Source organism: Thalassospira tepidiphila MCCC 1A03514 (assembly GCF_001662875.1).
Lineage (GTDB): Bacteria > Pseudomonadota > Alphaproteobacteria > Rhodospirillales > Thalassospiraceae > Thalassospira > Thalassospira tepidiphila.
Genome location: NZ_JPVZ01000004.1, coordinates 359063 through 383234, shown reverse-complemented (window position 1 = coordinate 383234; position 24172 = coordinate 359063). Strand labels below are relative to the sequence as shown.

The following is a 24172-nucleotide window of genomic DNA, read 5'->3' as shown; positions in this document are numbered from 1 at the left end:
CCGATCAAAAAGAAGCGATACAGGGCGGACAGTTTGCGCGTGCGGGAACCGCGCGTCGTTCGTTATGACCGATAAGATGTTGATCCCAATAAAACTTTGAGTTTATAAGATTCTTATGCAACTCAGTTTTGTCTGCGATTAAGCAGTTTGGGTGCGTAATGGTTCGGGGGGACCTGCATGATCAAATTTGCGAAACTGCAATCATCGCTGCTTTTGGCGATGATCATCTTTTGTGGGTTTATGATCGGTGATGGGCGTGACGGATTTGCGGCAACGACGACAATCACCTGTTCGGTGGCGGGGTTTAATCCCTCTCAGCCGAACACTCTGCAATACGATCACAGTGCGGGCACCTGCACCCTGACAGCAAATACGATTTCACCCAGCAGCGCCCAATTCGATATCGTCTTCTTCAATCAGATCGGCGGTCCAGAACAGTTCCGAATCGGTACAGGTGCAGCGCATAGTGATACGGCGCATAAAGGCTGTTCCATGGGGAGCTTTACCGCCGCAGCAGGTGCCAACTGCTCTAGCAACCGGTCAGCAGACGGCACCGAAACGGCGACGGTTTTAATTGACGGTGAAAACGGGTCGACGATCCGAATGACCCTCTCCTATACCCTCGCCGGCGGCTTTGGAAACAATTTCACCTACAATAGCGGATCGGTCACAATCACGACTACTGACGCGGCGTCCTCGGAGAGCTCGGCCGCGGCCCGGCGCGCGGTTCAGGGTTCAGTGACGCGGTCTCAATCCGTGATCATCGGACAGAATTTTGGGTCGCGCGTGGCAAATGTGGCAGCTGGCCCATCCGTTGGAACGGTGCCAGCCAATGCCCCGTCGACACAGCAATTCGGCTTTGCTTCTTCGAGCTTGTTCGATGATCCGATGGAAAAGAAAACGCGCACTAACGGAACAACCGTACGCGGACTGGCGATGCTTGCATCCTTTGATACGTCGCGCGTTCTGTCTGCAGCAGAAACATCGGATACACCGACGGATGGAATTGGACAACGCACTTTCATATCAGGCGAAAGTCCGATTACGCTTTGGGGTCACGGGTCCTTTACCGATGTCGAGAACACACGCAACAAAACAAACGAAGACAATCGGTTCGATGGCAGCGTCTGGGGATATAATCTTGGTGCAGACTACCGGTTGTCGCCCGCACTCGTAGCTGGTCTGTCTGTTGGCTATGCCCAGACAGATATTACGACGACCTTTGAAACCGGCACGTATGACGAGGATACCTGGAGCCTTTCCCCCTATGTCATCTACACGCCATCCGATAATCTAATCTTCTCTGCCATCGCGGGCTATGCGTTTGGCGATGTGACCAAGAGCCGCAATACAAGCGTGACAGGCAATACTGACAGCCAGAGCTGGTATATGCAGGTCGATGTCCGCCAAACTTTCCAGCCGATCGCAGATAGCCCGCTCCGCGTGACAGGTGGGCTTGGTGCGTTGACGTCGCGAAATACGCTTGCTGCCTACACCGAAAGTGACGGCAACCGGGTCGAGGAATCCGCAGTTAATACCGTTCAGTTAAAGCCGAATGCCGAGCTGGCTTATTCTTTCCAGATAAGCGAGACATCTCTGACCCCATATGTGAAAGCGGGCTATATTCACGATTTTACCGACCAGACCAACGGCGATGCTGGGGCCTTTGACCTTGGCGGTGGTGTGCGGTTTGCCTCGGTCGGGACAGGTCTGTCGGGGGCAGTCGAGGGCTCCCGCGTGGTCGGGCGTGATGACTACAGCGAATATACGCTGAGCGGTTTGGTTGCTTATGGCATTTCGTTTAGCGGTCGGGACGGAAGCTTTGCCGGAACGGCGTCGCCTTATGTCGGTACCAGCCTGTCTGATAGCGGGACACCTGAAATATCCGCTGGCGCAACGCTGACCGACCTTGATGAAAGATTTTCCAGCAAACTGGATTTCTCCGGCGATCCGGCCACACGCAGCGCTGATATTCTGATCACGCTTGATCTGAAGTTCTGAGTTTTGCGCGATGCTGTTCGCACCATGATCGACCAATTATAAGAAAAGGGCCGGATAACCGGCCCTTTTTCGTGCAGATGGTTACATGAAGTTTCGGGGAATGGTCTTTTCCCAAGTCTTTTCAAAAACCTGTTCACTGCCCTCATAGCCAATCACCCAGGCCGACACATACCAATTGTCGCGGTCACATGTCAGTTCCGCGTGGCAATCAGTTCGCACCGACCAGTCATCACGTTCCAGATCACAGGTCCAGGCCGCTTCACCCTTAACCGAAGTCGGATCAAGCGGATTGATCGTCCAGGTTTCGCTGCGCACTTGTCGGGTCGACAGGCGCGAATCAGGATGTTCATGAAGACCGGTATCTTCATAGATGCGATAGCGGGTTTCGTTATGCGTCAGATTGCGTTGAACACTCCGTTCTGTCCGGCCCGGTTTGTGTTCGATATATTTCGGCAGCGGATCGGGATTGTCCGGTTCCTTGACCTCAATCTTCTCGTGCGCGCCGAGCAACGGCAGATCAAAAGCAATAGAAGATGGTGATACAGTCAGTCCCGCGTCAAAGGGTGCTGGCAGGATCATCGGCCAATAGGATGTCGACAGTGCAAGCCGCATGCGGTGACCCAGCTTGAAACGATAGCCGCAGGCATCAAGCACAAGCGTGACGGTGACTTTCTGACCGCGCGGAATCGGTTTGGGATCGTTATAATTGGCTTCAAGATCACGATGGGCAAGGTTCAGAACCCCGAACGATACGCGGGTTGCCGTACCATCAGGATGCACATCGACCAGACGTGCGCACAGGTTCGACCAGTCTGCATCGCATTCGACATCAAGACGCAAAACCGGACGGCCCAGAAGGTCAATCTCGGCCTCTAGCGGTGCGGTTTCAAAGACCAGTGATCCGGCGTCATCCGGACGCTGATCAATGGCCATTTCGGCATCGGGTTTCAGCGTGAAATATTCGCCCGATGCGGTTCCGGTATCGAGTGGTGATTTCAAATAGATGTCTGCAGCAGGGGCACTTTCGTCACCTGCCTCGAAGGCGAGCCTGCCGTCATTGACATAGACGGTCTTGGTTTCGGGCTGCGTCCATGTGTCCTTGGCGATCCAGAAGCCCGGATCAAAATCGCGGTGCGGGGCCGGTTTGGGGCCATCAAGGATATAGGCGCGCATCTGCGGCAGGTCATCCATACCGTTATCATCACCCCGCAGCCACTTGTTCCACCATTTGATGGCTTCGCCTGTGAAGTCAGCACGCGGCTTTGGCCAGGCGAAATGCGGATATTTGTGCACCCACGGGCCGATCAGGGCCTTGGCGCGATCAGGCATGCCTTCAATCGCGCGCATTGGCGTGTTGCGATAGCCATCGGCCCAACCGGCCAGAACCATCGACGGGATTTTGACGGCATCAAAATCCTCGCAGATCGAGGCATGCTTCCAGAAATCATCGCGGGTCTGGTGTTGAAGCCATTCTTCCAAAAAGAACGGTTCTTCCTTCAGGCGGTGCAGCCACATTGCGCGCCAGTCATCCCCGACCAATGCCGGATCAGGTGAGCGTGACTGATAGGCCAGCATTGTGCCCGCCCAAGACAGTTGTGCCGAGAGATGACAGCCATTTTTGTAGTGAATGTCGTCGTTATAGCGGTCCACCGTTGATGCGATGGAAATCACCGCCTTGAGCGCAGGCGGATTGAGGGCGGCAACCTGCAGGCAGTTAAATCCGCCCCAGGAAATCCCCATCATACCGACCGATCCGTTGCACCACGGCTGATCGGCGATCCATGCAATCAGCTCACACGCATTGGCCAGTTCAAGTTCGGTATATTCGCCGTCAATCACACCATCTGATTCACCTGATCCGCGAATATCAATGCGTACGCCGGCAATGCCGGCCTTGGCAAATTCGGGATAGGTCGACTCATCGCGGGCACAGGTCCCATCGCCCTTGCGATAGGGCAGAAACTCAAACACCGCCGGAACCGGATCGTTTTCGGCATTTTCGGGCATCCACATGCGTGCGGCCAATCGGGTACCGTCTGCAATGGTGATAAAGGTGTTTTCAATAACGGTGAAATTTCGGTCGGACATGTCGGGGCGTGGTCCTTTGGAGTGGTTATGTGGGGCTTATTCAAAAAGGCGGCCCATGACCCGGGCCGCCTTTTTTTGTTTTTGCACGGTTTTTAGTGACCGGCACTTTCCATTTTGCGAGTGGCCAGAACTTTTTCCAGCCAGCCCAGTTCCATTTCCGGCACCGATTTCAAAAGAAGGTCGGTGTAATCGTCAAATGGCGGGTTCAAGACCTCGGAGCGTGGGCCGAAATCGACCAGCTTGCCCTGCAGCATCACCGCAACAGAATCGGCAATTGCACGCACAATCGCGATGTCATGGGTGATGAACAGATAGGACACCTGACGTTCTTTCTGCAGACGCAGCAAAAGATCAAGAATGCCCTCGGCCACCAGCGGATCAAGGGCCGAGGTCGGCTCGTCACACAGGATCAGTTCCGGCTGTGCGGCCAGGGCACGCGCGATCGCCACGCGTTGTTTCTGCCCGCCGGAAAGTTCGGCCGGATAACGGTCATAGAAAGCTTCACCCATCTCGATTTCATCAAGAAGTTTGATGACTTCCTTTTTGCGTTCCGCACCACGCTTGCCGAAATAGAATTGCAACGGACGACCGATGATCTGCCCGACGGTCTGGCGCGGGTTCATCGCGATATCCGCCATTTGATAGATCAGCTGGATGCGTCGCAAGTGATCGCGTGACCGGTCCTTTTGGGCGTTGGACAGTTCCTCGTCACCGAATGTGACACTGCCCTGGAATGGGGGCAGCAACCCGGTGATGACGCGGGCCAGTGTCGATTTACCCGAACCGGATTCCCCCACCACGGCCAGTGTCTGACCACGCGGCACATGCAGCGATACGTCATAAAGAACCTGCACCCCGTTGCCATACGCCGCCGAGATGTTTTCAACTTTCAGCAACGCATCGGACTGATCGCGCGCTTCGGTCTGTTTGGTTTGGCGCACATTGACCAGCGCCTTGGTATATTCCTGACGCGGGTTTTCAATGATCTGCTGGACCGGGCCGTATTCGACGGTTTCACCATTGCGCAGCACCATGATGTCATCGGAAATCTGGGCGACAACGGCCAGATCATGGGTGATGTAAAGGGCTGCTGTCCCTGTCATTTCAATCGCATTCTTGATCGCGGCCAGAACATCAATCTGGGTGGTCACATCAAGGGCGGTGGTCGGTTCGTCAAAGACAATCAGTTCCGGTTTGGAACACAGTGCCATGGCGGTCATTGCACGTTGCAACTGCCCGCCCGATACCTGATGCGGGAACCGGTTGCCGAAATTCTTGGGGTCGGGAAGACCCAGAATTTCAAAAAGGTAGTCGGCGCGTTTGCGGGCCTCATCCCGGCTCATCAGGCCGTGTTCGACCGTGGCTTCAATAACCTGATCGCCCAGTTTGTGCGCCGGGTTGAAAGATGCCGCAGCCGATTGCGCGACGTAACAGACACGGGCCCCACGGATCTTGCGGATCCCCTTTTTATCAAGCGGCAGAATGTCCTGGCCATCAAGCAGGACTTCACCGCCCGTGATGCGCACACCACCTCGGCCATAGGCCAGTGCTGCAAGGCCGATGGTGGATTTGCCCGCACCGGATTCCCCGATCAGGCCAAGGACCTTGCCCTTTTGCAGATCAAAGGACACACCATGGACGATCTCGATATCCTGCGGTGCTTCACCCGGCGGGAAGATGGTCGCGCCAATGCGCAGATCGCGTACCGATAAAAGATCAGACATCGCCGCGGCCTCCTTTCAGGCTGGAAGTACGTTTCAGCAACCAGTCGACAACCATGTTGACACAGACAGCCAGGGCCGCAATCGCGCCACCCGGAATAAGGGCGGCCTGAATGCCAAAGATGATGCCATCCTTGTTGTCCTTGACCATGCCTCCCCAGTCGGCGGCGGGTGGTTGAATGCCAAGACCGAGGAAGGACAGTGTTGACAGGAACAGGATCGAAAACGCGAAACGCAGCCCGAATTCCGCCAAAAGCGGCGAAAGCGTGTTGGGCAGAATTTCACGGAAGATGATCCACATCCGGCCTTCACCACGCAGTTTGGCGGCCTCGACAAATTCCATCACCGCAACGTCAAGCGCGACTGCACGGCCCAGACGATAGACACGCGTTGAGTCGAGAATGGCCATCACAGCAATCAGGATGAAGATGTTTTGCGGAAGGACCGCCAGCACCACGAGGGCGAAAATCAGGGTCGGGATCGACATCATCAGATCGTTCAGACGCGACAGTCCCTGATCAATCGGGCCACCGGAAACAGCGGCCGTGAAGCTCAGGAAAATGCCGATTGAAAACGACAGGATCGATGCCGCAAGCGACACAAACAGGGTTGTCTGCGCACCGTAAATCAGGCGTGACAGAAGATCACGGCCAAGGTTATCGGTACCCAGAAGATAAAGGTCACTGGCCGGTTCCCAAACACCCGCAACAATTTCGCGTTCCCCATAGGGCGCGATGAGCGGGGCAAAGACGGCACAGCCAAAAGCAAACAGAATGCCCAGAATTCCGATCCAGGCTGTCAGCGGGATTTCACGTAATCTCATCGCGGATGCCTCAGTCTCGGATTGGCGACAATGGCGACGATATCGGCCACCATATTGAGCAGGATATACACCGCCGCAAAGATAAGCCCGCAGGCCTGCACGACGGGCATGTCACGTACCGTCACGGCATCAACCATATACTGGCCCATGCCGGGATAGACGAAGACAACTTCGACCACGACAACACCGACCACCAGATAGGCAAGGTTTAGCGCCACGACGTTGACAATCGGGGCGATTGCGTTGGGGGCCGCGTGTTTGACGATCGCCTTGAAGGCGCCAAGGCCTTTCAGCTCGGCCGTTTCCATGTAGGCCGATGACATCACACTGATAATGGCCGCACGGGTCATGCGCATCATATGTGCGAGTACCACCATCACCAGCGTTGCCGTCGGCAGGGCAATGGCGGCCAGTCGTTCTGACCAGCTCATATTGTCATAGACCGTGGACGGGAAGGTCGCGACCCCCATCTGAACGGCAAAGAACACAATCAGGATATAGCCGATGAAGAATTCCGGCAGGGAGATCGCGGCAAGCGACAGAACGTTGATCACGCGATCAGGAATACGGTTGCGATAGTGAACCGCGACCATGCCAAGCCCAACCGCAAGCGGGACCGAAATTGCCGCGGCGAAGAACGCAAGAAACAGCGAGTTGCCAAGGCGCTTGGTGATTTGTTCGGTCACCGGCGCACCACTGGCCCAGCTGTTGCCAAAGTCACCTTGAACTACGCCGCCAAGCCATTCGAAATAGCGCGTGGTAATCGGGCGATCCAGGCCAAGGTCGGCGCGGATATTGGCAATCGCCTGCGGTGTTGCAGACTGACCAAGATAGGTTTCGGCAAAATCGCCCGGAAGGGCTTCGACTCCGGCAAAAATCAGAATTGATACAGCCCAGAGCAACAACAAACTCAAACCCAGACGTTCGGCAATCAACACCGATAGCGGATGGGTTTCTTTCAGTCTGTGTCGCGTGGCTCGTACGCCGGCCAAGGGATTGGCCATGAACACATACTCCCCCTTAATGGCCTGAACGGAAATTCAAGACGGGTGGGACGGCAAAGGATAATTTGCCTCCATCTGGAAATTTCGATCAGACCATGTGTCAAACAAACAGGCGAACAACAAGACGGGGACCACGGTCAAACCAACCGTGATCCCGCAAGTCTTCAATCATCGGGATGCAATGCACCCCGGTTGATTAGCTGTTGATCCACAAACGTGTCGCAACATAACCGTTCGACATGTCGTTCCCGATGTCATCGACAAAGCCGGAAACGTTGGTCGTGGTTGCGTTCACGAAGTCATTGAACATCGGCAGAATAAGACCACCGGTGTCACGGACCATCAGTGCCATGTCGTGATACATTTCCTTACGCTTGGCCTGATCAAGTTCAGCACGTGCTTCGAGAAGGATCTTGTCGAAGTCAGTGTTGAAGAAGCGGGTGTCGTTCCAGTCAGCACTTGACAGATAGGCCGTCGAATACATCTGGTCCTGGGTCGGACGACCACCCCAGTAAGAGGTCGAGAACGGCTGGACGTTCCAGACGTTCGACCAGTAACCGTCACCCGGCTCGCGCTTGATTTCGATATCGATCCCGGCCTTTTTCGCGGTTTCCTGATACAGGACTGCGGCATCAACAGCACCCGGGAAGGCAACGTCAGACGTGCGCAGCAGAACCGAACCGTCATGGCCGGACTTCTTGAAGTGGAAGGCCGCCTTGTCCGGATCATAGGAACGCTGTTCGATGCCTTCCGGGAACAGGGCATAGGTTTCGTTGATCGGGAAGTCGTTGCCGACCTTGCCGTAACCGCCAAGGATCTTTTCGACCATGGTTTCGCGGTCCATCGCGTATTTCAGCGCCAGACGCAGGTCGTTATTGTCAAACGGTGCGGTGTTGCAATGCATGATGAAGACATAGTGGCCACGGCCCGAAGTGGTCTGGATTTCAACATTCGGTGCACGTTTCAGAAGGCCAACGGTCTTGGGATCGACGCGGTTGATGAAGTGAACCTGACCCGATGACAGGGCTGCCATACGTGCGGTGGCATCGTTCATCACGATCATTTCGACGGAATCAACAAAGCCACGATCGGTGCGCCAGTCATTTTCGTTTTTCACAAACGTTGCGCGCACGCCGGCTTCGAAGTTGTCGATCTTGAACGGACCGGTACCGATACCGGCATTCGGGTTGTCATAACCGCCACCCGGCTGGATCACGAGGTGATAGTCACTCAGCAGAAGCGGAAGATCAGCGTTGCCTTCCGAAAGCGTCAGAACAAGATCGCCGCCCTTGTTTTCGATGCCCTTGATCGAGCCCAGAACGCCCAGTGCGCCGGACTCGGACTTTTCGTCGGTGTGGCGGTTCAGGGTTTTGACAACATCGTCGATGGTCAGTTCGGAGCCGTCATGGAACTCGACACCCTTGCGGATCTTGAACGTCCAGACAGATGCGTCGGCATTCGGTTCCCAGGATTCTGCAAGCGACGGGACGGCAAGGCCGCTGGTCGGGTGCGATTCAACCAGGGTGTCGCCCCAGTTACGGTTCATGGCAAAGGTGAATTGCGAAGAGGATTTTGCCGGATCAATAACGTCGGTCGAAGCCCCGCCCTGAAGGCCAAGTTTCAGATGCCCGCCGCGCTTGGGTTCTTGTGCCATGGCGGCCTTGCCATAAAGGCTTGTGGCAGCGGCAAGGGTCAGGCCGGCGGCCATCGAACGGCCGATGAATTCACGACGGTTCATTTCAGATGCTGTGACGCGTGACGCGAAATACTTGATAGGGTCAGTCATCCCTGTTCCTTCTCTGATGCTTTTGATTTTGCTGAATTATTTTAATGGTGTGGCAGATCCTACCCGCGATTTGATTGTGCTTGGTTGTGCAGGTTGGGGTGTCGTTCAGACACAAACGGGCATGCAGCATGAAGATGTGCTGTTGCGCCATGGCACCGTTATTGCGCAGTTGATCAACTCCCCCGTTGGCCACAATAATTTTCCCTTTCGGGTATGTGCACGGCCATGGATGCCTGCCTTTCACAAGACGGATCCAGCAAATATGTCCATTCAGAACTTATGGTGTTCTGATCTGGAGGCACATGTTGTGTGGGACAGACAGTGCACAAATCGCGCACATCGTGACACGAGTTTGGGGGCTTCATCAAGCCAAGTGCGCATGGCCGTGCGATTTTTCGCCATCCGGGGATAGAGTTTCATCATCCGAAACTCTCTGAAAAATAGAATAGAAATCCGATGGATTTTGCCAAGAAACGCCTTGCCAATTAAGGGGTTTACGGGTGGAAAAGCCGATGGGTTGGATAGGCCGATTTTGATTGAGAAAAAATTTTTAAAATTTTCAAGTTCGAACATCGAAAATTCGCTTAAAGGCACCGGATGTTCTGTTTGGAAACCTGAAAAATAATCATTTGGCGATTCGACTTTAGGCGCAGTTTCCCAATGTGGTCAGGTCAATTTTCGGCAACGAGTACTGTCAAAGCGTGTGACGGAATTTTACGGTAAATATTGCAGCATTGCTTGTGCGCACTTTCGAAAGCCCGTTTTTGATTTTGCGTACCGTCAATGTTAGGTTCTTTTCGCTGCCCTGATATTTCGTGAAACCACGGACTTCAGGGGTGGTGCACATAACGGAGGAATGAATGTATCAGAAGATTCTCGTGCCTGTCGATTTGGCCCACGTTGAAAAATTGGATAAAGCAATTAAAACGGCGGTCGATCTAGCCAAGCATTACAAGGCCGAGATAAGCCTTCTAGGTGTCGGTACCAATACGCCGTCATCGGTGGCACATACGCCAAAGGAATTTGAACAGAAACTTCAGGCGTTCGCCGAGGATCTGGCGTCCAAGCATGGTGTAAGCACCAAGGCGGTCGCGCATATTTCGCATGATCCGGCAGTGGATCTCAGCAAGGAACTTGTCGCCAAGGCCGACGAGCTTGGTGCCGACGTTATCGTCATGGCATCGCACGTGCCCGGTATTGCCGACCATATTTTTGCATCGCATGGCGGATATGTCGCGTCCCACTCGGATCTTTCTGTATTCCTCGTGCGTTAGAGGATGCGGACGAACCTTTACGGCTAGGGGTAGCTGTATATTCATTTAACCTAGGGAGTTTCAAATGGGGTCTGAAGCTGACACGGGCATTGAAAGCCCGGACGGTGCAGCGAACCCGATTGATACAGAATATGAAATCGGGCAAGACAATATCCAAGCAGAGATCGGGCCATTTGGACTGGATGTCCATAACCCGGTCTTTCTGATTTCGGGTCTTGCAATTGTTGCATTCGTCTTTCTCACCCTGGCCTTTCAGGAAAGTGTCGGGCCGATGTTCAACGACCTGCGTGGTTGGCTGACATCGTCGCTTGACTGGTTCTTCCTGTCTGCTGCCAACGTATTTGTCGTGTTGTGTCTGTTTCTGATTGTCTCGCCGCTTGGCCGTGTGCGCCTTGGCGGTGCGGATGCAACACCGGATTATTCCTATGCCGGCTGGTTTGCCATGCTGTTTGCTGCAGGCATGGGCATCGGTCTTATGTTCTATGGTGTGTCAGAACCGATTTCGCACTTCACATCCTCGATGGGTGGAATTGCTGTCGGTGAAGATGGTCTTCGTACCGACTGGGCGCCGCTTGGTGCGGCCGCCGGTGATGCTGATGCTGCATTTGATCTTGGCATGGCTGCGACCATCTTCCACTGGGGTCTTCATCCATGGGCGATCTATGCCACTGTCGCACTGGCACTGGCGCTGTTTTCCTTTAACAAGGGCCTGCCGCTGACCATTCGTTCGATCTTCTATCCGATCTTTGGCGAACGTGTGTGGGGCTGGACCGGTCACCTGATTGATATTCTGGCGGTGTTCGCGACCCTGTTTGGTCTTGCAACTTCGCTTGGTTTCGGTGCGGAACAGGCCAATGCCGGGCTTGATTACCTGTTTGGCATTTCGGTTTCCGATACATCGAAGGTTTTCCTGATTGTCGGGATTACCGGTGTTGCACTTATTTCGGTGCTGGCGGGACTTGATGCCGGGGTTAAACGTCTGTCGGAAATCAACATGATCCTTGCAGCACTTCTGTTGCTGTTTGTGGTTCTGGTTGGTCCGACGATGGAAATCATCACCGGTTTCTTCTCAAGCCTGCTGTCATATGCGCAATATCTTCCGGCACTTTCCAATCCGGTCGGTCGTGAAGACGCCAACTTCAGCCAGGGCTGGACGTCCTTCTATTGGGCGTGGTGGATTTCCTGGTCACCGTTTGTCGGCATGTTCATTGCGCGTGTTTCGCGTGGTCGTACCGTGCGTGAATTCATCACCTGCGTTCTGATTATTCCGTCACTGGTGTGTGTTCTGTGGATGACGGCCTTTGGCGGCACCGCCGTGCATATGGTAACCGAAGGCGTTACGGCGATTGCCGAAGCAGGTCTTCCGATCAAACTGTTCACCATGCTTGATCAGCTGCCGCTGCAAGCCATCACGTCCTTCATCGGGATCGTTCTGGTGATCGTGTTCTTCGTGACCTCGTCTGACTCTGGCTCGCTTGTGATTGATACCATCACCGCAGGCGGCAAGGTCGACGCACCGGTCCCGCAGCGCGTCTTCTGGTGCACCTTCGAAGGTCTGGTTGCAATTGCATTGCTGCTGGGTGGTGGCCTTGGATCATTGCAGGCGATGGCGGTTTCGACCGGCTTCCCGTTTGCGATTGTCCTTCTGATGGCCTGCTATTCGATCATTCAGGGTCTGCGGACCGAACCCAAGGCCGTCGGTGCCAATTCCGAAGCGACGGTCAGTAAGGACTAGAATATCGACATATGCGTATCTAGCCGTTTGGCGGTTATGATACCTGGTCAAAGAAGAGGGGCGCCAACTGGTGCCCCTTTTTCATTTCGCGCAAACGTGATGCGGCTGGCGGTTTGTGGCCGATGTCGATGTGTTTATTGTGCGGCGCTTGTAAGCTCGATAACCATGTTGCCGTCTTGGTCCTTGAGAACAAGGTGCCCATTGATGACGTCCCAACTGCTGACCAAGACGAATGCACCGCTAAAGGCATTTTCAATCTGCATGGCGTTGTCGGCGATACACATCTTTCGTGTCATGGCGAGCTGCGCGACACCCAGTGACGATCCCGCCTGTTCGTAACTGCCTGAATACTGATTGCAACCTGCATTGCCTGACACCATGTCATCGCTGGAAAATGTCGCGGTCGCCATGACAGGCGGGGTCGGCGAAAGGGTGCTGTTGCCATCAATGACCTGCACCAGTTGCCATTCCTGATCGGTTACACTTGCCCAGTCTGTTGTCATGTTGCCTGTGGATGCGGTGCCGCAGGCGGCAAGTGATGCCAATGCCACCAATGCCAAAGGCAAGACGATCCTGTGTTTAACCTGACGCATATCTGAATTCCTGTAATGCTTGCGCGGCCCCCGCGCGAACCTGTTATTCGCAAATTCTGGTGATGGTATCATATTTTCAAAGTCGTTTGCGCCAAAGGCGCTTCTGGTCGCACCCAAAACGGCTTTGCGCGCAGGGATGGCTTGTGGCTATGTTACGGATCCTGCAGGCGCATGATCCTTGCGCCCGTTTCCCGGTTCCAAAGCCCCACTTTGAAAATCAAGGTTACCTGACGATGAAGATTTCCGTGAAAGATGCCCACGCACTTGTGTGCGAAACTTTGATGCGTTGCAATGTGCGGGCAGACAATGCGGCCTCGGTCGCAACGGCACTTGTGACCGCCGAGGCATCCGGACAAGGGGGCCACGGTTTTCGTCGCGTACCGGCCTATAGCGCGCAGGCAAAGGTTGGCAAGGTTGATGGCATGATCAGCCCGATATTCGAAAAGCCGACACCTGGCGTTTTGCGCATTGATGCGCAGCATGGATTTGCCTATCCGGCACTGGATCTGATGATGGATCACTTGCCCGACATGGCCCGCACCCAGGGTATTGCGATTGCCGCAATCCACAGATCGCATCATGCGGGGGTTATGGGGCTTACGGTCGAACGTCTGGCGGAAAAGGGATTGGCGGCGATGATGTTTGCCAATGCCCCGGCAGCGATGGCGGCATGGGGTGGCCGACGTCCGATGTTTGGCACAAACCCGATTGCCTTTGGCGTTCCGGTTGGCGATGCCGGTGATCCGATCATCATCGACCTTGCGCTTTCAAAGGTCGCGCGCGGCAAGATCATGGCCGCCAAGCAAAAGGGTGTCGCCATTCCCGATGACTGGGCGCTTGATGTGGATGGCAATCCGACCACCGATGCGGTGAAAGCCATTGATGGCACGATGATCCCGGCCGGTGGGGTCAAGGGCGCGGCACTTGCGATGATGGTGGAACTTCTTGCGGCTGGTCTTACCGGTGCACAGTTCGGTCACCAGTCTTCGTCGCTTTTTGATGACAAAGGCGCGCCACCTGCGCTTGGACAACTGATCATTGCCATTGATCCCAAGGCAACCGGCGGTGTCGGTGTAATGGATCACCTTGCCTATATTGCCAACGAGATTGCCGCAGAAGAAGGCGTTCGTTTGCCCGGGCGTCGCGGCAAGCAGGCACGCGCACTTGCCGAAGCGGAGGGTCTTGAGATTGAAGACGACGTCATGGAGACCATCAGTCAAATTAAATAAAGTTCGCGATCGATCCGTCTGTATCGGTGTCAAAATCGTTGATGAGGAATGTTTGACTGTTCTGTATTTTTAAAAGTGGACATTCATCAGACAAATGCTTGCTGGCAATTTTGAAAATGTTACAGAAATAAGGTCGGAATTACCGGTGAATACTTCGATTAATTCTTGATGTATAGACAAGTTTAATTGTTGTCGGGGCGATATGCTCTGCGTAATCATCGAACTGTAACATCAGTGTCACCGTAGAGTCGCGGTTTGTGCGTAGCTTCTTCATCCAGCGAAACACATTCAGGCGACTCTTTTGATGCTGGTTGTAGATATCTCTGGACTGAACAAAAGCTTTACCCGTGACAAGCGTGCGCTCAGCGGCGTCAAACTGCAGGTGCGGGAAGGCGAGATGGTGGCGCTGATTGGCGCATCGGGTTCGGGTAAATCCACACTGATCCGTCATATTGCCGGTTTGCTGCGCGGTGATCGCGATGGCGGCAAGATCGTCGTGTTTGGTGAAACCATTCAGGAAAATGGCAAGATTTCGCGCGGTGCCCGCAAGGTGCGCTCCGAGATTGGTGTTGTTTTCCAGCAATTCAATCTGGTTAGCCGCCTTTCGGTTCTGACCAACGTCCTGATGGGGCTTTTGGGCCGTGTTCCGGCATGGCGCGGCTCGCTTGGTCTGTTTACCAAAACCGAAAAGATGCGCGCCATGAGTGCGCTTCATCGTGTTGGCATTGATGCCCATGCGTCGAAAAAGGCGCGGAACCTTTCAGGTGGTCAGCAACAGCGCGCGGCGATTGCACGCACCATAACCCAGGGCGCCCGACTTATTCTTGCTGACGAGCCGATTGCATCGCTTGATCCGGCATCGTCCCGCAAGGTGATGAACACGCTTGATCGCGTAAACCGCGAAGACAACGTCACCGTCATCGTATCGCTTCATCAGGTTGATTACGCAAAAGACTACTGCAAACGCACCATCGCCATGCGCGATGGTGAAGTCGTTTTTGACGGACCGTCAAGCGAACTGACGCCGCAATTCCTTCAGGAACTTTACGGCGAACATTCTTCCGAACTTTTTGCCGATGGTGCGGCAAAGGCCGCAGAGCCCGTTGCACGGCCCATCGCAGAAAAGGACCTGGCTGTCGCAACAAGCTAGCCGGGCCAGTTGTCATGACTGCCTTACCTTCTCGAAACATGTCGAAATCTATTCTGACAGGGGACTTCTTATGAACGTTAAGACAATTGCATCCGCAGCATTTGCGGCCACGATGCTGGCATCCGTCGTTGCCAAGGCCGATGTTGAATTCAAGCCGCTCGAACAGGATCCGGAAACCATCGTTTTCGGTATCATTTCGACCGAATCTACCTCCAATCTCAAAGCTCAGTGGCAGCCGCTGATCGATGACATGGAAGAAGCTCTTGGCAAAGACGTCGAGGCATTCTTTGCACCGGATTATGCCGGCATCATCGAAGGCATGCGCTTTGGCAAGGTCCATGTTGGCTGGTTCGGTAACAAGTCGGCAATGGAAGCCGTTGACCGCGCCGGTGGCGAAGTCTTCGTTCAGACCTCCAAATCCGATGGTTCGAACGGTTACTATTCCCACATCATCACCCAGGCAGATAACGACAAGGTCAAAACCCTTGAAGACATGCTGAAATGTGATGGTTCGCTGAACTTCGGTATCGGTGATCCGAACTCGACCTCGGGCTTCCTGGTTCCGTCCTATTATGTCTTTGCCAAAAACGGCGTTGATCCGAAGGAATGCTTCAAGACTGTTCGTAACGCCAACCACGAAACCAACCTGATGGCGACTGCCAACAAGCAGGTTGATGTTGCTGCCAACAACTCCGAGCAGCTTGGCCGTACCAAAATGAACAAGCCGGAAATCACCGACAAGGTCAAAGTCATCTGGACCTCGCCGCTGATCCCGTCTGACCCGATGGTTTACCGTAAAGACCTGTCGCGCGAACTGAAATCCGAAATCAAGGCATTCTTCCTTGGTTACGGTCGTTTCGGCGATGTTGAAAGCGCCAAGGAAGTTCTAGCCAACAACTCCGATGGCATGGGCCTCTTCATGGAAAGCTCGAACGCACAGCTTTATCCGATCCGTCAGCTGGCCCTGTTCAAGGACAAACTGAAAATCCAGAACACCGAAGAACTTTCTGCTGAAGAAAAAGCAGAACGCGTTGCCGAGATCGACAAGAAACTTGCTGAACTCGACATCCTGGTTGCCTACCAGTAACCAACTTTTCGACAGGGAGTGCATCAAAGGTGCGCTCCCTGTTTGCTTTTAATTCCGGGATTTGAACGATGAACAGCAGCATTTCTTCGACATCATCTGTCGCAACGGAGCTTCCGCCGCGTGACCTTAAGCGGTCGGCATCGAGCTTCCTGCTTTGGGCGATCATCCTTGGACTTCTGGCCATGTCGTGGGAAGGTGCAGATATGCGCCCGATGGCGCTGTTTGAAAACAGCGGCAACATGGTCGACTTCGCCGAGGGCTTCTTCCCGCCCGACTTCCTGATGTGGAAGATGTATGTCGCAGAAATGTGGATCACCATCCAGATTGCGATCTGGGGCACAGCACTTTCCATCGTTTGCTCGATCCCGTTTGGTATTCTTTCTTCTGAAAATATCGTCCCTGTCTGGGTCTATCAGCCGGTACGCCGCCTGATGGATTCTTTCCGCGCGATCAACGAAATGGTCTTTGCCATGTTGTTTGTGGTCGCGGTCGGCCTTGGCCCGTTTGCCGGTGTCCTGGCGCTTTGGATCCACACCACGGGCGTTCTGGCCAAACTGTTTTCCGAGGCGGTCGAAGCAATTGACCCCGAACCGGTCGAAGGCATTCGCGCAACGGGTGCCAATGCGCTTCAGGAAGTCATCTTTGGTGTGATCCCGCAGGTCTTGCCGTTGTGGATTTCCTATTCGCTCTATCGTTTCGAGAGCAACGTGCGTTCGGCGACTGTGCTGGGCATTGTTGGGGCCGGTGGTATCGGCATGGTGCTTTGGGAATATATCCGTGGCTTCTATTACGCGGAAACAGCGGCAGTCATGATCATCATCATTATCTCGGTCAGCCTGCTTGATATGGTGTCCCAGCGTCTGCGCAAACTGGTGACCTGATCATGGCGTTTTCGATTACGCAGGCCAAACCGGCAATGAAGGCATTGTCGGAACAGCCCACGATTGACCAAACAGCGATTGTCGTTGATTGCGAAATGGGGATCTGGACCGAAGTCGGTGCACGGACCTCGGTGCGCGAAACGAGAATGGATGATTATTCCTATGTCGTGAATGACAGCGAGATCATCTATTCCGATATCGGCAAGTTCGTAAATATCGCCGCCCATACCCGGATCAACCCAGGACAGCATCCGATGGACCGGGCGTCGATGCATCATTTCCAATATCGCTCCAGCGCCTATGAACTGGGCGAAGACGACCCGGCGTTTTTTGACTGGCGGCGTGAAAAACGCGTTCGACTTGAACACGATGTCTGGATTGGGCATGGCGCGATTGTGCAGGGTGGTGTGACTATCGGCATTGGTTCGGTGGTTGGGTCCGGTGCGGTGGTTACCAAGGATGTCGCGCCCTACACGATTGTGACGGGTATTCCCGCAGCCCCCCTCCGACCCCGGTTTGAGGCAGACATCGTCGATGCCCTGTTGCGCATTCGCTGGTGGGATTGGTCGCATGAAATGCTGCGCGAAAGGTTGCAGGATTTCCGAACGCTTCCGGTGCGTGACTTTTGCCTGAAATACGATACGGTTTAACCGATCAATATTTCCCAATGATTTGATGGATGCCGAAGGCTAAGCTGCTAACCTTCGGCGTTTCTCGCCACGTCACCCGTTTCCAGAGTTCACTCATGACCGACCAATATCAACGCTACGCGCTTTATTATGCGCCAGAACCGCAAAGCGCGTTGGGGCAGTTTGGCAATGCCTGGCTGGGGCGTGATCCGGAAACCGGAAACCAGTTGGCCCGTCCAACTGGTGCGGGCCTGACAGAAGCCGAGATTGTGGCGGCAACCACGTCGCCAAGCCGATACGGCTTTCATGGTACTCTGAAACCGCCATTCGCACTGCCAAGCGGTATGGATCGTGGCGATCTGGAAGCAGCCGTTTCGCGCCTTTGCAAAACGACTGCACCGGTAACGTGCGGGCACCTGGTCTTAAAGGCAATTGGTCGTTTTCTGGCACTTGTTCCGACCGAACCGGTCGCAGAATTGGCTGACCTTGCGGCAACGCTTGTGCGCGAACTCGATGACTTTCGCCAGCCCGAAGACGAAGCGGCAATGAACAAGCGCCGTGCTAGCGGTCTGACGGATCGGCAGGAAGCCTATCTTGTGCGCTGGGGCTATCCCTATGTCATGGAAGAATTCCGCTTCCATCTAACATTGACCAACAAGCTGTCAGACGAGCAGGTTGATCGCTTCAAGGCGGCACTGTCAGGGTTGGTCGCGCCGCTGTGTCAGGAACCATTTACCGTTCGCGAAGTCTGTTTGTTTGGTGATCCGGGTGATCAGAAGCCGTTCAGATTGCTGAAACGCTTCCCATTGGCTGGATAAAAATGCTGCGCTTTTAAGGTGCAGCATTTTGGGGTGTTTCAAACTGTCTCAGGCGCGGTTTGCAATCGATTGTGGCATCTCAATTGCGTGGATAAAACGCGCGATGCCGGTTTCAAGATCGGTATCATTATCAACATGAACAACATGATCGCCGTCAACCTGATAGGCGGATGCGCGCGCAAGCCGGCGTTCGATATCAAGGGCATCTTCACGCCCACGGGCTTTAAGCCGTTTGCGCAATGCCTCGCTGCTGGCACGGATGCTGATCACCCGGACGTTTTTTTGCCCGACAAGGGCACAGGCATCGCTAATGACGCTGCGCGATACATTGACGATGACGGTTTTGCCCGCCTCGACCTCGCCAAGAACATGGCGCGGGATGCCGTAGCCCAGATCATGGGCCATCCAGCTCAACAGGAACGCGCCCTGACGTGCCATTTGCCCGAAATCCTCGGGCCGAACGGGGATGTGTGTCTCCCCAACCGATCCGGCCGGGCGGGTGATGCAGCGCCGTGGAAAGCAGAAATGCTTGTCTTGGGCAAGTCTTTCGCGTGCTGCATCGAGAAGGGTGTCCTTGCCAACACCACTTGGGCCGACGACGAGGACCAAAAGGCCATATCCTGATCTGCAATTATGTGCAGGCCCCCCGGTCATGACACCCGAACACCTTCGCGCCAGACACCGCGCACAATCGGATGGTGCGGCGAATGGTGCACCCGGATCAGATCACCACGTTTGCCAACCGCGATCTCGCCCCGATCATCAAGCCCGACATGGGTCGCCGGATTAAGCGACACGGTGCGAATGGCACGTGGCAGATCGTAACCGTCGAACTCGTCAAACAGCTTCATCGCGCCGTGCAAAAGACTGTGCGGCACATAGTCGCTTGATATGATGTCGAGATAGCCATGCTTTGCCAGATCGCCTGCCGCAACATTGCCGCTATGCGATCCGCCGCGCACAAGGTTCGGGCCACCCATCATCACACCAAGCCCACCTTCATGCGATGCCTTGGCCGCTTCAAGCGTGGTGGGGAATTCGGCCACGGTCATTTTGTCTGCAACCGCCTCGGCGACGTGCTCAGTTGTGGCGTCATCGTGGCTGGCGAGTGCCAGGCCCTTCGCATGGGCCTGTTCGACCACATGACGGCGATGCTTTTCGGAATAAAGCTCCGCATCGCGACGGCGGGTGGCGATGAATTTGCGCATTTCCTCGTCGTTCAGGCCGTATTTTCCCTGATAGTAAGTGTAATAGGCATCAAGGCTGACGAACTGGCGCTGACCCGGTGTGTGATCCATCACCGAAAGCATGCTGACCAGAGGCAGGTCGATCAATTGACCAAGGGCCTCGACCATGCCCGGGAAGGATGTTTCGCAGCGCAGATGCAGTTTGTGGTCCGCGCGTAGCAGTGCATTTTCCAGCGCGTGTTCAAGGGCGTTGACTGATTCAATCAGTCTGACAATGCGCTCCGACCCTTCATTGACATCGCCGATGGATACCGCATCAAACACGGTGGTGATCCCGGCACTGGCGACCTGATTGTCGTGCGCGACAACGGCGGCTGTTGCCGGCCATCGGGTTTTGGGGCGTGGCGTCAGGTGCTTGTCGAGATTGTCGGTATGCAGCTCGACCAGGCCGGGCATCAGATAATCGCCACCCATGTCCTCTGCCCCTGGCAGGTTCGATGGACGATCGGAAATATCGCTGATCTTGCCGTCCTTGACCTGTACGGCGCCATCAATGACTTCGTTGGCCAGAACGAGTTTGGCATTGGTAAAAATCTGTTCAGTCATTGGCCCCAACTTTAAACGAAGTCACATCAAACGACCCGGTGCAGACGGCATCACGGGTTTCGTGGTCATGGAAAATACCGGCAATCGCTGCCCCACGGCTTTTGGCTTCTTCAATCAACGCCAGAACTGTGGCGCGATTTTGGGCGTCAAGCGATGCGGTCGGTTCATCCAGCAGCATGATCGGATAATCGGCAATAAAGCCACGCGCAATATTCACACGTTGCTGTTCCCCACCCGAAAAGGTCAGCGGCGAAAGCTGCCACAAACGTTCCGGAATGCGAAGACGGGTTAAAAGATCACGTGCCTTGTCAGTGGCGGTCTTGCGATCCGTGCCAAGTGCGACAAGTGGTTCGGCAACGATATCAAGGGTCGGTACGCGCGGGATTACGCGCAGGAACTGCGAAACATATCCCAGCGTACGCTTGCGGATTTCCAATATCGAATGCGGGCTGGCGGTGGTGATATCCAGCCAGTCGCCATCATGGAACACCTTGATGGCCCCCTGAGAGCAGGTGTAATTGGCATAAAGCATGCGCATAAAGGTACTTTTCCCCGATCCGGATTCACCGGTCAGCGCGATGCATTCACCAGTCGAAAGCATGAATTCAACACCTTCGAAAACCGGGATGGTCACGCTTCCCTGTGTGTGCAGGGTAAAGCTTTTGGCGACGTTTTGAGCATGAAGCATTTCAGACATTTTCTTCGCCCCGGTCAGTTTTGCAGAATGGAAGAAACAAGCAGCTGGGTATAGGGATGCTGCGGGTCGTCAAGAACCTGATCGGTCAGGCCATGTTCAATGACCTTGCCCTGTTGCATCACCATTAGCCGGTGCGAAAGAAGACGGGCGACTGCCAAATCGTGGGTGACGATGATCACCGCAAGATTAAGGTCGTGAACCAGCCCGCGCAGCAGATCGAGCAATCTGGCCTGAACGGAAACATCAAGCCCACCCGTGGGTTCGTCCATAAAGACGAGGCGCGGGCTGGTTACGAGGTTGCGGGCAATCTGCAGACGTTGCTGCATGCCGCCCGAAAAGGTTGATGGCAGATCATCAAGGCGCTCGGATGCGATTTCAACCTTGCAAAGCCAGTTGTCCGCATTGCTGCGGATATTGCCATAATGACGATCACCGATCGCCATCAGCCGTTCGCCAATATTGGCCCCGGCACTGACATTCATACGCAAACCATCGCGCGGGTTCTGATGCACAAACGCCCAGTCGGTGCGCATCAGCAAACGGCGCTGGGCTTCGGACATCTGATAGACATCGCGCACGCCATCAATGCGGGTTTGATATTCAACCGTCCCCTTGGTCGGTTCCTGCTGGGCAGAAATACTGCGCAGCAAAGTTGACTTTCCTGATCCGGATTCCCCAACGATGCCAAGGACTTCACCGGGGCGGAGTTCAAAACTGACATCCTTGCAGCCAACCCGGTCGCCATACATCATGGTCAGGTTATCCACGCGCAGAAGCGGTTCGTTCATCTGGGTCATTATTCTGCTGCCTTTCCGCGATCTGCGCTACCTAGGGGTTGGTCATGATGTTGCGGGCCGCGATGGCCGGCTTCCTGTCGTTCCGCGCAGTAATCGGTGTCCGAGCAGACAAACATCCGATTGCCCTGATCATCGAGGATGACTTCATCAAGGTAACTGTCGCGCGCACCGCACATGCCGCATTCGTCTTCCCAGGTCTGGACTTCGAACGGATGATCCTCGAAATCGAGGCTTTTGACCTTGGTGTAGGGCGGCAGGGCATAGATGCGCTTTTCGCGACCAGCCCCGAAAAGCTGAAGGGCGGCCATATTGTTCATTTTCGGATTGTCGAACTTTGGTGTTGGCGACGGATCCATCACATAGCGATCATCGACCATCACCGGATAGGCATAGGTGGTCGCGATATGGCCATGACGTGAGATATCTTCATAAAGCTTCACATGCATCAGACCGTATTCTTCAAGCGCGTGCATCTTGCGCGTTTCGGTTTCACGCGGTTCAAGGAACCGAAGAGGTTCCGGGATCGGTACCTGATAGACCAGCACCTGATCTTCGCGCAGTTCCTTTTCCGGGATGCGGTGACGGGTCTGAATGATCGATGCCTCGGCGGTTTTTTCCGTGGTGGCCACCTGTGCGGTCTTGGCAAAGAACTGACGGATGGAAACCGCGTTGGTGGTGTCATCCGCCCCTTGGTCAATGACCTTAAGCGTATCATTCGGGCCGATCACGGCGGCCGTTACCTGAACGCCCCCCGTGCCCCAGCCATACGGCATTGGCATTTCGCGCCCGGCAAACGGCACTTGATAGCCCGGGATCGCCACGGCCTTAAGCAGGGCACGCCGGATCATGCGTTTGGTCTGTTCGTCAAGATAGGCAAAATTATAGTCCGGTGCCCCGTCGGCCGGATTTTTGACAGTCTGTTCCATGGGATTACTCCGCGGCCTCGGGTTGGGATGTGCCATTCTCAGCTTCGGCTTTCGCCAGACGTTCTTCGACCTCGGCGCGCATGCGGCGCACCAGTTCAAGTTCGCCCTGGAAATCGACATAGTGTGGCAGCTTGATATGTTCGACAAAGCCGGTGGACTGGACATTGTCGCTATGTTCCATCACGAACTCGCTGTCCTGTGCCGGGCCCATGATCTGTTCGCCCATTTCATTGGCGCGCATGGCACGATCCACAAGTGCCATCGAAATGGCCTTGCGCTCGTTCTGGCCAAACACAAGGCCATAGCCACGGGTAAATTGCGGCAGCTTGGTTTTTGATCCCTTGAACTTGTTGACCGTCTCGCACTCGGTCAGTTCGATGTCACCGATATCAATCGCAAAGCCGAGTTCTTCGGGTTCGATCTCGACCGACACGGTGCCATAGCGGATTTCGCCGACAAAGGCGTGGCTGTTGGCATAGCCGCGCTGTGTGGAGTAACCAAGTGCCAGAACAAATCCCTCATCACCGCGTGACAGGTTCTGCAAACGCAAGTCGCGCCCGGCCGGGAACTTGACCGGCTCGCGGGTCAAATCGGCGACCGGGGCGTTTTCATCGACCGGAACCGGTTCATCCTGAATAAGACCTTCATAGTTCAGGATGTCATCAAGGACGCGCGGCATGTTCTCATCAATCGGATTTTCACCACTCGGCGCCTCAGTCGGTGCCTCGCCGTTGGCCATCAGGGTGAAATCCAGAAGGCGATGCGTGTAGTCAAAGGTCGGGCCCAGGATCTGTCCGCCGGGCAAGTCCTTGAAGGTTGCTGAAATGCGACGTGAAACATCCATCTCGGCGGTTTTGATCGGTTTGGAAAAGGCAAAACGCGGCAGCGTCGTGCGATAGGCCCGCATCAAAAAGATCGCCTCGATCAGGTCGCCACGGGCCTGCTTGATGGCAAGGGCGGCCAGATCGCGATCATAAAGCGACCCTTCGGCCATGACACGGGTGACGGATAGCGACAGTTGCTGTTCGATCTGATCAGTTTCGATTTCGGCAATGGTCTTGTCGCCGCGACGCTGTTCGGCCAGAAGCTTGTGCGCATTGTTGATGGCGCGTTCGCCACCTTTTACTGCAACATACATGA

21 protein-coding genes are annotated in these 24172 nt (G+C 54.8%); 9 read left to right on the top strand and 12 right to left on the bottom strand.

Features of this window, described 5'->3' with window-relative positions; all coding sequences use genetic code 11:
• Positions 1 to 177 precede the first annotated feature (177 nt).
• Positions 178 to 2001 (top strand): autotransporter outer membrane beta-barrel domain-containing protein, encoded by a 1824-nt coding sequence (locus TH4_RS12025; RefSeq protein WP_064781268.1) that lies wholly within the window; start codon positions 178 to 180, stop codon positions 1999 to 2001.
• Between the two features lie 81 nt (positions 2002 to 2082).
• Here the strand turns inward: TH4_RS12025 and TH4_RS12020 are convergent, their stop codons facing one another.
• The 5 genes from TH4_RS12020 to TH4_RS12000 all read right to left on the bottom strand — a co-directional run bounded on the left by TH4_RS12020 (position 2083) and on the right by TH4_RS12000 (position 9423).
• Positions 2083 to 4089 (bottom strand): CocE/NonD family hydrolase, encoded by a 2007-nt coding sequence (locus TH4_RS12020; RefSeq protein ID WP_064781267.1) that lies wholly within the window; start codon positions 4087 to 4089, stop codon positions 2083 to 2085.
• A gap of 92 nt (positions 4090 to 4181) precedes the next feature.
• Positions 4182 to 5813, bottom strand: coding sequence for an ABC transporter ATP-binding protein (locus tag TH4_RS12015; RefSeq protein ID WP_064781266.1), 1632 nt, complete (start codon positions 5811 to 5813; stop codon positions 4182 to 4184).
• Entirely contained in the window at positions 5806 to 6633 is an 828-nt protein-coding gene (locus TH4_RS12010) for an ABC transporter permease (protein ID WP_008889682.1), read from the bottom strand. The genes TH4_RS12015 and TH4_RS12010 overlap by 8 nt, the downstream gene beginning before the upstream one ends.
• Positions 6630 to 7637, bottom strand: coding sequence for an ABC transporter permease (locus TH4_RS12005; protein WP_008889683.1), 1008 nt, complete (start codon positions 7635 to 7637; stop codon positions 6630 to 6632). Before TH4_RS12005 ends, TH4_RS12010 begins: the two co-directional genes overlap by 4 nt.
• A gap of 196 nt (positions 7638 to 7833) precedes the next feature.
• Positions 7834 to 9423, bottom strand: a complete 1590-nt coding sequence (locus TH4_RS12000; RefSeq protein ID WP_008889684.1) for an ABC transporter substrate-binding protein — start codon at positions 9421 to 9423, stop codon at positions 7834 to 7836.
• Positions 9424 to 10283: 860 nt separating this feature from the next.
• Here TH4_RS12000 and TH4_RS11990 point away from each other — a divergent pair.
• On the top strand, positions 10284 to 10697 hold the full coding sequence (locus TH4_RS11990) for a universal stress protein (RefSeq protein WP_064781265.1): 414 nt from the start codon (positions 10284 to 10286) through the stop codon (positions 10695 to 10697).
• Positions 10698 to 10761: 64 nt separating this feature from the next.
• The gene (locus tag TH4_RS11985; protein WP_008889687.1) at positions 10762 to 12432 is read left to right on the top strand and encodes a BCCT family transporter; all 1671 of its coding nucleotides are present in this window, start codon (positions 10762 to 10764) and stop codon (positions 12430 to 12432) included.
• Between the two features lie 134 nt (positions 12433 to 12566).
• Here TH4_RS11985 and TH4_RS11980 read toward each other — a convergent pair whose 3' ends face one another.
• Positions 12567 to 13025 (bottom strand): META domain-containing protein, encoded by a 459-nt coding sequence (locus TH4_RS11980; RefSeq protein ID WP_064781264.1) that lies wholly within the window; start codon positions 13023 to 13025, stop codon positions 12567 to 12569.
• Positions 13026 to 13258: 233 nt separating this feature from the next.
• Between TH4_RS11980 and TH4_RS11975 the strand changes: the two genes are divergently transcribed.
• From TH4_RS11975 to TH4_RS11950, 6 genes are all read left to right on the top strand, one after another.
• Positions 13259 to 14254, top strand: coding sequence for an Ldh family oxidoreductase (locus tag TH4_RS11975; RefSeq protein ID WP_064781312.1), 996 nt, complete (start codon positions 13259 to 13261; stop codon positions 14252 to 14254).
• Between the two features lie 304 nt (positions 14255 to 14558).
• Positions 14559 to 15404 carry a phosphonate ABC transporter ATP-binding protein gene (phnC, locus tag TH4_RS11970; RefSeq protein WP_064781263.1) on the top strand — a complete coding sequence of 282 codons (846 nt, stop codon included), beginning with the start codon at positions 14559 to 14561 and terminating at the stop codon, positions 15402 to 15404.
• A gap of 70 nt (positions 15405 to 15474) precedes the next feature.
• The gene (phnD, locus tag TH4_RS11965) at positions 15475 to 16491 is read left to right on the top strand and encodes a phosphonate ABC transporter substrate-binding protein (protein WP_008889691.1); all 1017 of its coding nucleotides are present in this window, start codon (positions 15475 to 15477) and stop codon (positions 16489 to 16491) included.
• 68 nt (positions 16492 to 16559) lie between these two features.
• Positions 16560 to 17372, top strand: coding sequence for a phosphonate ABC transporter, permease protein PhnE (gene phnE / locus TH4_RS11960; RefSeq protein ID WP_008889692.1), 813 nt, complete (start codon positions 16560 to 16562; stop codon positions 17370 to 17372).
• A 2-nt stretch (positions 17373 to 17374) separates the two neighbouring features.
• Positions 17375 to 18022, top strand: coding sequence for an LbetaH domain-containing protein (locus TH4_RS11955; RefSeq protein ID WP_064781262.1), 648 nt, complete (start codon positions 17375 to 17377; stop codon positions 18020 to 18022).
• 95 nt (positions 18023 to 18117) lie between these two features.
• The gene (locus TH4_RS11950) at positions 18118 to 18819 is read left to right on the top strand and encodes a DUF1045 domain-containing protein (protein WP_064781261.1); all 702 of its coding nucleotides are present in this window, start codon (positions 18118 to 18120) and stop codon (positions 18817 to 18819) included.
• A 48-nt stretch (positions 18820 to 18867) separates the two neighbouring features.
• Here the strand turns inward: TH4_RS11950 and phnN are convergent, their stop codons facing one another.
• The 6 genes from phnN to TH4_RS11920 are packed head-to-tail and all read right to left on the bottom strand — an operon-like array spanning position 18868 to position 24170.
• Positions 18868 to 19428, bottom strand: a complete 561-nt coding sequence (gene phnN, locus TH4_RS11945) for a phosphonate metabolism protein/1,5-bisphosphokinase (PRPP-forming) PhnN (protein ID WP_083997082.1) — start codon at positions 19426 to 19428, stop codon at positions 18868 to 18870.
• 41 nt (positions 19429 to 19469) lie between these two features.
• A complete protein-coding gene (locus TH4_RS11940) occupies positions 19470 to 20612 on the bottom strand; it encodes an alpha-D-ribose 1-methylphosphonate 5-triphosphate diphosphatase (RefSeq protein ID WP_064781259.1) in 1143 nt (380 codons plus the stop codon).
• Positions 20605 to 21309: a phosphonate C-P lyase system protein PhnL gene (gene phnL, locus TH4_RS11935; RefSeq protein ID WP_064781258.1), complete on the bottom strand. Its 705-nt coding sequence runs from the start codon at positions 21307 to 21309 to the stop codon at positions 20605 to 20607. Before phnL ends, TH4_RS11940 begins: the two co-directional genes overlap by 8 nt.
• Positions 21310 to 21323: 14 nt before the next feature.
• Positions 21324 to 22106, bottom strand: coding sequence for a phosphonate C-P lyase system protein PhnK (gene phnK / locus TH4_RS11930; protein WP_343834483.1), 783 nt, complete (start codon positions 22104 to 22106; stop codon positions 21324 to 21326).
• Positions 22106 to 23032, bottom strand: coding sequence for an alpha-D-ribose 1-methylphosphonate 5-phosphate C-P-lyase PhnJ (locus TH4_RS11925; protein ID WP_064781257.1), 927 nt, complete (start codon positions 23030 to 23032; stop codon positions 22106 to 22108). The genes phnK and TH4_RS11925 overlap by 1 nt, the downstream gene beginning before the upstream one ends.
• A 4-nt stretch (positions 23033 to 23036) precedes the next feature.
• Complete coding sequence (locus TH4_RS11920) at positions 23037 to 24170, bottom strand: carbon-phosphorus lyase complex subunit (RefSeq protein ID WP_064781256.1); 1134 nt, start codon at positions 24168 to 24170, stop codon at positions 23037 to 23039.
• Positions 24171 to 24172 lie beyond the last annotated feature (2 nt).

Excerpts from the sequence above, each read along its gene's own strand:
- TH4_RS12025 (WP_064781268.1), top strand. The coding sequence starts at position 178 with ATGATCAAATTTGCGAAACTGCAATCATCGCTGCTTTTGGCGATGATC.
- TH4_RS12020 (WP_064781267.1), bottom strand. The coding sequence starts at position 4,089 with ATGTCCGACCGAAATTTCACCGTTATTGAAAACACCTTTATCACCATT.
- TH4_RS12015 (WP_064781266.1), bottom strand. The coding sequence starts at position 5,813 with ATGTCTGATCTTTTATCGGTACGCGATCTGCGCATTGGCGCGACCATC.
- TH4_RS12010 (WP_008889682.1), bottom strand. The coding sequence starts at position 6,633 with ATGAGATTACGTGAAATCCCGCTGACAGCCTGGATCGGAATTCTGGGC.
- TH4_RS12005 (WP_008889683.1), bottom strand. The coding sequence starts at position 7,637 with ATGGCCAATCCCTTGGCCGGCGTACGAGCCACGCGACACAGACTGAAA.
- TH4_RS12000 (WP_008889684.1), bottom strand. The coding sequence starts at position 9,423 with ATGACTGACCCTATCAAGTATTTCGCGTCACGCGTCACAGCATCTGAA.
- TH4_RS11990 (WP_064781265.1), top strand. The coding sequence starts at position 10,284 with ATGTATCAGAAGATTCTCGTGCCTGTCGATTTGGCCCACGTTGAAAAA.
- TH4_RS11985 (WP_008889687.1), top strand. The coding sequence starts at position 10,762 with ATGGGGTCTGAAGCTGACACGGGCATTGAAAGCCCGGACGGTGCAGCG.
- TH4_RS11980 (WP_064781264.1), bottom strand. The coding sequence starts at position 13,025 with ATGCGTCAGGTTAAACACAGGATCGTCTTGCCTTTGGCATTGGTGGCA.
- TH4_RS11975 (WP_064781312.1), top strand. The coding sequence starts at position 13,259 with ATGAAGATTTCCGTGAAAGATGCCCACGCACTTGTGTGCGAAACTTTG.
- phnC (WP_064781263.1), top strand. The coding sequence starts at position 14,559 with ATGCTGGTTGTAGATATCTCTGGACTGAACAAAAGCTTTACCCGTGAC.
- phnD (WP_008889691.1), top strand. The coding sequence starts at position 15,475 with ATGAACGTTAAGACAATTGCATCCGCAGCATTTGCGGCCACGATGCTG.
- phnE (WP_008889692.1), top strand. The coding sequence starts at position 16,560 with ATGAACAGCAGCATTTCTTCGACATCATCTGTCGCAACGGAGCTTCCG.
- TH4_RS11955 (WP_064781262.1), top strand. The coding sequence starts at position 17,375 with ATGGCGTTTTCGATTACGCAGGCCAAACCGGCAATGAAGGCATTGTCG.
- TH4_RS11950 (WP_064781261.1), top strand. The coding sequence starts at position 18,118 with ATGACCGACCAATATCAACGCTACGCGCTTTATTATGCGCCAGAACCG.
- TH4_RS11940 (WP_064781259.1), bottom strand. The coding sequence starts at position 20,612 with ATGACTGAACAGATTTTTACCAATGCCAAACTCGTTCTGGCCAACGAA.
- phnL (WP_064781258.1), bottom strand. The coding sequence starts at position 21,309 with ATGTCTGAAATGCTTCATGCTCAAAACGTCGCCAAAAGCTTTACCCTG.
- phnK (WP_343834483.1), bottom strand. The coding sequence starts at position 22,106 with ATGACCCAGATGAACGAACCGCTTCTGCGCGTGGATAACCTGACCATG.
- TH4_RS11925 (WP_064781257.1), bottom strand. The coding sequence starts at position 23,032 with ATGGAACAGACTGTCAAAAATCCGGCCGACGGGGCACCGGACTATAAT.
- TH4_RS11920 (WP_064781256.1), bottom strand. The coding sequence starts at position 24,170 with ATGTATGTTGCAGTAAAAGGTGGCGAACGCGCCATCAACAATGCGCAC.